The sequence below is a fragment of the Candidatus Neomarinimicrobiota bacterium genome (assembly GCA_030743815.1).
GTDB lineage: Bacteria > Fidelibacterota > Marinisomatia > Marinisomatales > S15-B10 > UBA2146.
In genome coordinates this window covers 1-7,504 of the sequence record JASLRT010000062.1, presented here as the reverse complement: position 1 = coordinate 7,504, position 7,504 = coordinate 1, and the positions used below count along the sequence as shown (strand labels likewise).

The following is a 7,504-nucleotide window of genomic DNA, read 5'->3' as shown; positions in this document are numbered from 1 at the left end:
ACGCTCGTCTCCTTTTACTACTATGCTCGCCTTATTGTAAAGATGTACATGGAGGCCGAGGAAGAAGCGTTGACTGCTTTCCCTTCAATACACAGTACTATCCTGTTAACAATTCTGGCGATTGTCATTCTTCTGTTTGGTCTGACGCCAGGCTGGCTTATAGAGAATACCACTCTGGCGGCAGTAGTATTTTCTCCATAGTCCATTGACTCTCAAACACTAAATTTACTTAGATGCGGATAACAAAAGTTTATACGAGAACAGGCGATCAAGGTAGTACATCCCTTGCGAAAGGCGAACGTGTTTCGAAAGGCAATAAACGGATCGCCGCCATTGGCTCACTCGATGAGACAAACTCGGTTATCGGCGTGGTGTTGGGGCAAAGTACGGTGAGTGAGATAGCGGAAGTTCTTGCAGGAGTTCAGCACACTCTCTGCAATATTGGAGGTACCCTGGCCATGAAAGGCGAAGACCTTGCTCTCGTATCTAAGGAAGACGTCACCGCCCTCGAGGAAGCCATTGATAGCCTGAACTCATCCCTGCCCCCCCTGAAAGAGTTTGTTCTACCCGGCGGTTCAAAGGCGGCTGCTCACCTTCACCATGCCCGTGCCGTCTGCCGCCGCGCCGAGAGGGACGTTGTTACTCTCCACAAGGAAGAAGCGGTAGATTCCCAGATTCTTGCCTATTTGAATCGCCTTTCGGATTATCTCTTCGTGGCAGCCCGCTATCAGAACGCGAAGGACGGCGGTAAAGAGAAGTTGTGGAAGCGATAAATCTGAGTGCGAAAAACCCAGTCCCCAATCTGCGTCTCTTCTCGTCTGACCTCCCACCACTAACCAGATACCAATAACCAGTCACCAATAACCAATAGTCTATGCCCCTCCGCTCATACTTCGGTCCTTTTCCGAAGCCGACGCAGCACGGCGCATGGGCTATGTTTCTGCTCCCCGCTGCAATGGTCGTTGTGGTGTTGGATAAATGGTCACGGAGTTCTTTCCTCCTTATAATCTCATTTATCCTGATTTTTCTCTCTCACCGGCCGGCGGTTCGTTTTCTGAGGAGGTGGAAGCGCCGCCGCACTGTTGATCGGCACGCCTACAGGTGGGCGCTCCTTCTGGGCGGTTCGGGGATCGCTCTCGCTTCTTTCCTCTTTCTGTCCCAGCAACAGTGGAACACTCTCTTCTTCGGATTCGCGGTGGCGGTGTCTTTTCTGCTTCATCTTCGGCTGACCCTGGACAGGGAACACATGTCCGCAACGGGCGAGATCATCGGCGTCCTCGGACTGACCGCTTCCGCTCCGGTCATGTACCTGTTTCTGAACGGTGCTTTGGATGCCAAAGGGTGGGTGCTCTGGATGATCAGTTTCCTCTATTTCGCCGGCTCAATCTTCTATGTCAAGCTGAAGGTGAGAACTCAGCCGTCCTTTCCAGAACCGGATCTGGGGGGTAAACTCCGAGCCGGTATGCCCGTCGTTCTCTATGGAGCTCTTGTGTTGATCTATCTATACATCATTACGGTAATCAGGGGCTACTCGTGGTTTTTCTTCTGGGCTTATGTCCCTTTCCTTGTGAAGGGGTCGGTTGGCGTCTTTCGATGGCAGTCCAAGGAGACGCTGAAGGTGAATCGTCTCGGCTTGCTGGAATTGGCCCATTCGATCCTGTTTGCTGTACTTTCCCTAGTGGGGTTCGCTCGAACAATAGCGTAAGAGGTGCTGAAGCTCCGGATTGTGGAAACCTTCTGTCGCAAATTCCGTCTACTACTCGATCGCAAACCCCAAGATAGTTGCCGCATGCCAGCTGATGAGAGAGGTGCTGATAGAGCAACTGGAAGACATGTCGAGGTTGAGACAGGAATACGCCGATCTTGGGTGAAACAAGCCGTGCTGCTGATGACGGCAAGATCAGATTTTCGGATAGAGCAAATATCAGTGTAGGTACGATTTTCTCTTTAACGCAACAAGAACCGTGCTCCCAAGTATGGATATGTGATATGGTGAACACCAGAGGAAGTTAATCATGGGATGTTGTCAGTGTCAGGGTATCGAAAAGATGTTCGACAGGAAAAGTGCTCTGAAGGAATTGAAGCGATACCGCAAGAAGGGTGCACAGAAAACCACCCGCATGTTGACGGACGCCATTCGCAAAAAAGGTGTTGAGGGGATGAACTTTCTGGATATCGGCGGTGGAATTGGCGCCATCCAGAATGACTTAATCAGAGAAGGCGTCGCAAACGGAACGAGCATTGAAGCCTCAGAGGCATACTTTGAAGTAGCCAAAGAAGAAGCCCGACACAACGGGACGGCGGAAAAGGTGGATTTTCGCCACGGCGACTTCACAACAACTGCTTCAGATTCAGACTCGGCCGACATCGTGACCTTGGACAAGGTTATCTGCTGTTATGATGATATGCCTGCACTGGTTGAGTTATCCTCCAGACTGGCGCGGAAAATGTACGGGGTTATCTATCCCCGTGACGTATGGTGGACAAAAACAGCTCTGCCCGTTCTGAACTTCTTTTCCAGAATGAGGGGCAGTTCTTTTCGGGTATTCATTCACCCGACCAAAAAGGTAGAAGAGATCATCTTTGGCAATGGACTGAAACGATATTACTATGCGACGACGTTTGTATGGCAGGTGGCGGTTTTTACGAGATAGGCACGGATGTTGGATAACAGGCAAATAAAGGAAGAATCAAACAATGGCACATAACACTGTTATAGTCCTCGGCGGAGGCGTAGGCGGGCTCGTCACTGCCAACGAGTTGAGGAAATCTCTGTCGGCTGAGCGCCGCGTTGTAGTAGTCGAAAAGAAGGAAGAGCACGCCTTTGCACCATCGTTCCTGTGGCTGATGGTGGGTGACCGGGAGCCGCAGCAGGTGACACGCCCGGTACGGGACCTGGTGCGCCCCGGCGTCGATCTGAAACATGGGGAAATCAGTAGTATCAGTCCAGCAGATCAGACCGTTGAGGTGGATGGCGAGAGATTATCCTATGATCACCTCGTAGTTGCGTTAGGTGCCGATCTGATACCCGACGCAATTGACGGACTGAAGGAGTCAGCGTACACATTCTACAGTTTCGACGGTTCGAAGAAGTTGCGCCTGGCCTTGGAGTCATTCAATAAAGGGAAGGTGGTCGTAGTCGTCAGTGCCATGCCGTATAAGTGTCCCGGCGCGCCCTACGAGGGGGCTATGCTGATTGCGGATCACTTCATTCAACGCGGATTGCAGGATAAGGTACAGGTTGAACTTTACACGCCGGAGCCGCAGCCCATGCCGGTGGCCGGACCGGAACTTGGGATGGCTGTCACAGATATGCTCACCTCAAAAGGGATCACGTATAATCCGCTGCATCAACTCACCTCCGTTGACGGAAAGAATGGGGAATTGATCTTTGAGGGGAAGGAACCTGTTGCTTATGATCTTCTGGTAGCCATTCCTCCGCACAAGCCGCCGGCGATCGTGAGCGAGGCTGGACTGACCAATGAAGCCGGCTGGATGCCGGTGAATCATGAAACGCTTGAGACCAAGCACAAGAATGTCTACGCAATCGGCGATATCACCTCTGTCCCCATTCCCGGTCGCTGGAAGCCGGACAAGCCGATGATGCTTCCCAAGGCTGGGGTGTTTGCTCATGCGCAGGCAAAAGTCGTGGCGGAGCGCATCGCGGCGAGCATCAACGGAGTAGATTCAGATGTAGTTTTCTGTGGTGACGGCTACTGTATGTTAGAAGCTGGAGAAGCATTGGCCGGGTTTGCCTTTGGCAACTTCTTCGCGGAGCCGACGCCACAGGTTGAACTTCGTGAGCTGGGCAAGACATGGCACATTGGAAAGGTGATGTTTGAAAAGTGGTGGCTGGCGCCGTTTGGAGTGAGGCGAAGTCTGTTAGGACAGATGCTGACGACGGGTGGCAAAATGCTAGGAATCCCGGTTGATCTGTAAGCCGAAAAATTTCCGCTCATGTTGAGGACGGGTACCGGAATGATAGGAAGAATCAGGAGAGAATAGGATGATCACATTTATACTCAATCATGCACCCTACGGGGCTGAGAAATCATACAATGCACTCCGCCTGGCGCTGGCTTTGCTGAAGAAGAAAGAACCACTGAGAATTTTCATGCTCGATGACGGCGGAATATCCCTGGGGCAGGCAGTGGCATGTTTGTTGCAATATCTTCGAAATGAACTCCCCCACACGGGCTTGCACTGGATGGGAAATTTGGTTGAGCCAAACCAATTAATGAAGGATATGGAAATGATGGGACTTGAGATTACATGAAGTTTTCAGAAAGCCGTATGCTATAAGGTGAGGATGAGTGGCAGCTTAGGAACAAAACTTGCGATTGAGGTATTAGATGTCCTAAATTGGCTCCACAATGAGGCAGACCATAAGTGTAGCACTGATTTTTTTCTTCGCCGGTTCGCTGGCGTGGCCACTCATCCCGTCTGAAGAGTGTGAGATGGTATGTACGCCACAATCGTGTTGTGAGTTGGAACCGATGAACGAAGTCTGCCCCATGATGGTGGAAGCGGAGACTCACGCTCCGCTCCTGTTACTTTCGGCGCCCAAGCCTCCAGTGGTGAAAGACAGCTATTCACCACAGGTATTGCTGACGGCTGAAGATCGAACGGATCCGTGGAATGATTTCAGTTTTCGCCGCGGCGAACCGACTTCCTCTTTCCGGGCGCACCTCAAAATCCCCCTATATTTCCAGAACCACTCCCTCCTGATTTAGACCCTTCCATCCGTCCCCCGGTCTGAAGCGGATCCACGGGCGGATTGTGTCGTTTCGTCTGCCGGATAAGTCTCTCCGCAGACATTCAGTTAACAAAAGGAAGGGTTATGAGAAAGAATCTAACAGTTGCGTTATTGATGGTGTTGCTGGTCGGTACGGCGGCGCAGCAAGAGACCGATCCGGTAAAGTTTGTACTGGATGTAAACAGGGCCGTATCGGCGGCGCGGGAAGCCTACAGGGCGGCGCTGGAGGAGGTGGGAACAGCCGGTGTTATGCCAGATCTCATAGTCGAGGGGACATTCTTTACAGCGCCCATCGAAACGAGAAACGGTCCCATGGAGGCTCAGTTCATGCTGGGGCAGCGGATTCCGCTGTGGGGAAAATTGAGCCGGGAGAAGAAGATTGCTGTTCTGAAGGCGGAAGCGGCGGCCCTCTCATTGAGATCGGTTGAGATCAATACCGTCTACGCCCTGAACATGAACCGGGCCCGGTATCGTCGAATTCAGAATTCACTTGTCATCCTCAGACAATACCAGACCGATCTCCAGTCCTCCCGAACCGTCGCTCTGACACAGTACTCCACGGGGATGGGAGCGACGCAGCATCCCGTATTGAAACTACAAATCGAGATGAGCATGATCGAAAGTAGGATCAATAGCCTTGAGTCGCAGCTTGAGACCGTCGTCAGCGAACTGCAGGCGTTGTTTGACGGTCGCTTTTCGGATCGACTTTTGGGAGACGAATTGATGGGGAATTTCTCGCGGCTCTCGAAGGAGTCTTGGCTGGAAACAGCTAGGCTGAATAATCCCGGATATCTGTTAGCCGGAAACAGGCGCGAGGTTGCGACGATTCGAAGTGAACTTGCCCGGCGACAGAACTATCCTGATCTGGTGGCGGGGATTAATTATACGGCCATTGGTGAAGAGGGTGTGACGGAGTCTGCTACGGCTGCTGGGAGTGACGCCCTGGGCGTCAAGGTGGGACTTAACATTCCCCTCTGGTTCGGCCGGAACAAAGCGCGGTCGCAATCAGCAAAGATTGCTGTCAAAGTGACGGAGGAGGAGATGGCACAAACCTGGAATGAGGTAGAGGGAAATCTAACTGCAATCATCAGGGAGTCGGAGGAAATCCAAAAGACTTATCATCTTTTTGAAGAGACACTGCTGAAAGAGTCTGAACAGATGATATCGTCAGCCATGTCAGCGTATGAAACGGGGAAAATAAGTTTTCTCGATCTACTGGACAGTCAGCGGATGGTGGTCAATGTCCGTCTCGATTTTGAAGAGACCACGGCAAAGAGAGAAATAGCGAGAGCAAAGTTGCTGAAGATTGCCGGACTGATCCGATTTGAGGAGGAGTAAATGATGAAGCATTCGATTCTGATTATAGCACTCTCGACCATCACCGCGCTGTCTGTTGGCGGTTGCGGCGGTGGTAGTAAAGATTCCTCCCGCGGGAATCAGGAGGCGGAGGTACAGTTCTATTCCTGCGGCATGCACCCTAACGTGATTCAGGAGGGACCGGGAAACTGCCCCATCTGCGGCATGAATCTTACACCCATGGGCATTCCTACGGGCGGGACAGAAGAAACTTTCGGCTCCACGGTGAAGATTAATCCCGCTGTGGAACAGAACATGGGCATCCGGACGGCGGAGGTAGAGAAACGGGATCTGACGCAAACCATCAGAGCCATCGGCCGCATCGACTACAACGAATCCAAGGTAGCCCACGTTCACACCAAGTTCAACGGCTGGATTGAGAAGACCCATGCCGACATAACGGGGCAGCGGGTTAGTAAGGGTCAGCCACTGCTCGATATTTACAGTCCTGAGTTGGTATCGGCGCAAGAGGAGTATCTTGACGCCCTGAAAAATGTGAGGAGTTCGGGCAGTGTCTCGGGCGGGGCCGCTGATCGATTGGAGACGATTCTCGGTTCGACCCGCCGCAGACTGGAATACTTTGATGTCTCCACTGATCAGATTGATCACCTTGATAAAACGCGCAGCGTGCGGAAAACGCTCACCGTCAGTTCGCCGTTCGAAGGCATCGTGGTGGAAAAGCACGCTCTGGACGGAATGGAGGTGAAACCGGGTATGATGATCTACACCATAGCCGATCTATCCGAAATCTGGGTCTATGCTGACATCTATGAATTTGAGTCACCGTGGATGAGGGAGGGGTTGACAGCCACCATGACCCTCTCCTACGACCCCGGCAAGAGATACAGAGGAAAAGTGCAGTACATCTACCCGTACCTTGAGGAGAAGACCCGCACCATCAAAGTCAGGCTGTCGTTTCCGAACCCGAATCTGGAACTGAAACCGGGCATGTACACCAATGTTGAGGTCGAGACGTCACCTCTCAAGGACGTTGTCGCTGTACCGATGGAAGCGGTCCTCTTCTCCGGTGAACGGAACCTCGTGTTCGTGGCATTGGGCGACGGTCGGTTTGCTCCTAGGGATATTACGGTGGGGATTGAGAGCGGCGACGGATTCTACGAAGTGAAGGGAGGTCTGTCGGAAGGGGCTACCGTTGTGACTTCCGGTCAGTTCCTGCTGGATTCTGAAAGCAAGCTGCAAGAGGGTATTGCGAAGCTCTTGTCAAAACGAAAGGAGTGACCGGCAAGCACCGGAAAAATTGATATGATCGAAAGAATAATCGAATGGTCAGTTCATAATCGTTTTATCGTCATTTTCGCCGTACTGATCTTGTCACTCGGAGGTTTTGTGGCCATGTCAACCACACCCTTGGATGCCATCCCGGACTTGAGT

The 7,504-nt window shown here is 52.1% G+C and carries 9 protein-coding genes; all 9 read left to right on the top strand.

Annotated elements, in window-relative coordinates:
- On the top strand, window positions 1-201 hold a 201-nt coding region (locus QF669_05045; GenBank protein ID MDP6456805.1), incomplete at its 5' end, for a hypothetical protein.
- Between the two features lie 32 nt (window positions 202-233).
- The gene (locus QF669_05040; protein MDP6456804.1) at window positions 234-773 is read left to right on the top strand and encodes a cob(I)yrinic acid a,c-diamide adenosyltransferase; all 540 of its coding nucleotides are present in this window, start codon (window positions 234-236) and stop codon (window positions 771-773) included.
- 101 nt (window positions 774-874) lie between these two features.
- Complete coding sequence (locus tag QF669_05035; protein MDP6456803.1) at window positions 875-1,705, top strand: YwiC-like family protein; 831 nt, start codon at window positions 875-877, stop codon at window positions 1,703-1,705.
- 310 nt (window positions 1,706-2,015) lie between these two features.
- Window positions 2,016-2,654, top strand: a complete 639-nt coding sequence (locus tag QF669_05030; protein ID MDP6456802.1) for a class I SAM-dependent methyltransferase — start codon at window positions 2,016-2,018, stop codon at window positions 2,652-2,654.
- A gap of 43 nt (window positions 2,655-2,697) precedes the next feature.
- Window positions 2,698-3,939, top strand: a complete 1,242-nt coding sequence (locus QF669_05025; GenBank protein ID MDP6456801.1) for an FAD/NAD(P)-binding oxidoreductase — start codon at window positions 2,698-2,700, stop codon at window positions 3,937-3,939.
- Window positions 3,940-4,006: 67 nt separating this feature from the next.
- Window positions 4,007-4,276 (top strand): DsrE family protein, encoded by a 270-nt coding sequence (locus QF669_05020; protein ID MDP6456800.1) that lies wholly within the window; start codon window positions 4,007-4,009, stop codon window positions 4,274-4,276.
- A gap of 97 nt (window positions 4,277-4,373) precedes the next feature.
- The gene (locus tag QF669_05015; protein ID MDP6456799.1) at window positions 4,374-4,733 is read left to right on the top strand and encodes a hypothetical protein; all 360 of its coding nucleotides are present in this window, start codon (window positions 4,374-4,376) and stop codon (window positions 4,731-4,733) included.
- A gap of 107 nt (window positions 4,734-4,840) precedes the next feature.
- A complete protein-coding gene (locus tag QF669_05010; protein ID MDP6456798.1) occupies window positions 4,841-6,094 on the top strand; it encodes a TolC family protein in 1,254 nt (417 codons plus the stop codon).
- On the top strand, window positions 6,095-7,351 hold the full coding sequence (locus QF669_05005) for an efflux RND transporter periplasmic adaptor subunit (GenBank protein MDP6456797.1): 1,257 nt from the start codon (window positions 6,095-6,097) through the stop codon (window positions 7,349-7,351).
- The last annotated feature ends 153 nt before the right edge of the window (window positions 7,352-7,504 follow it).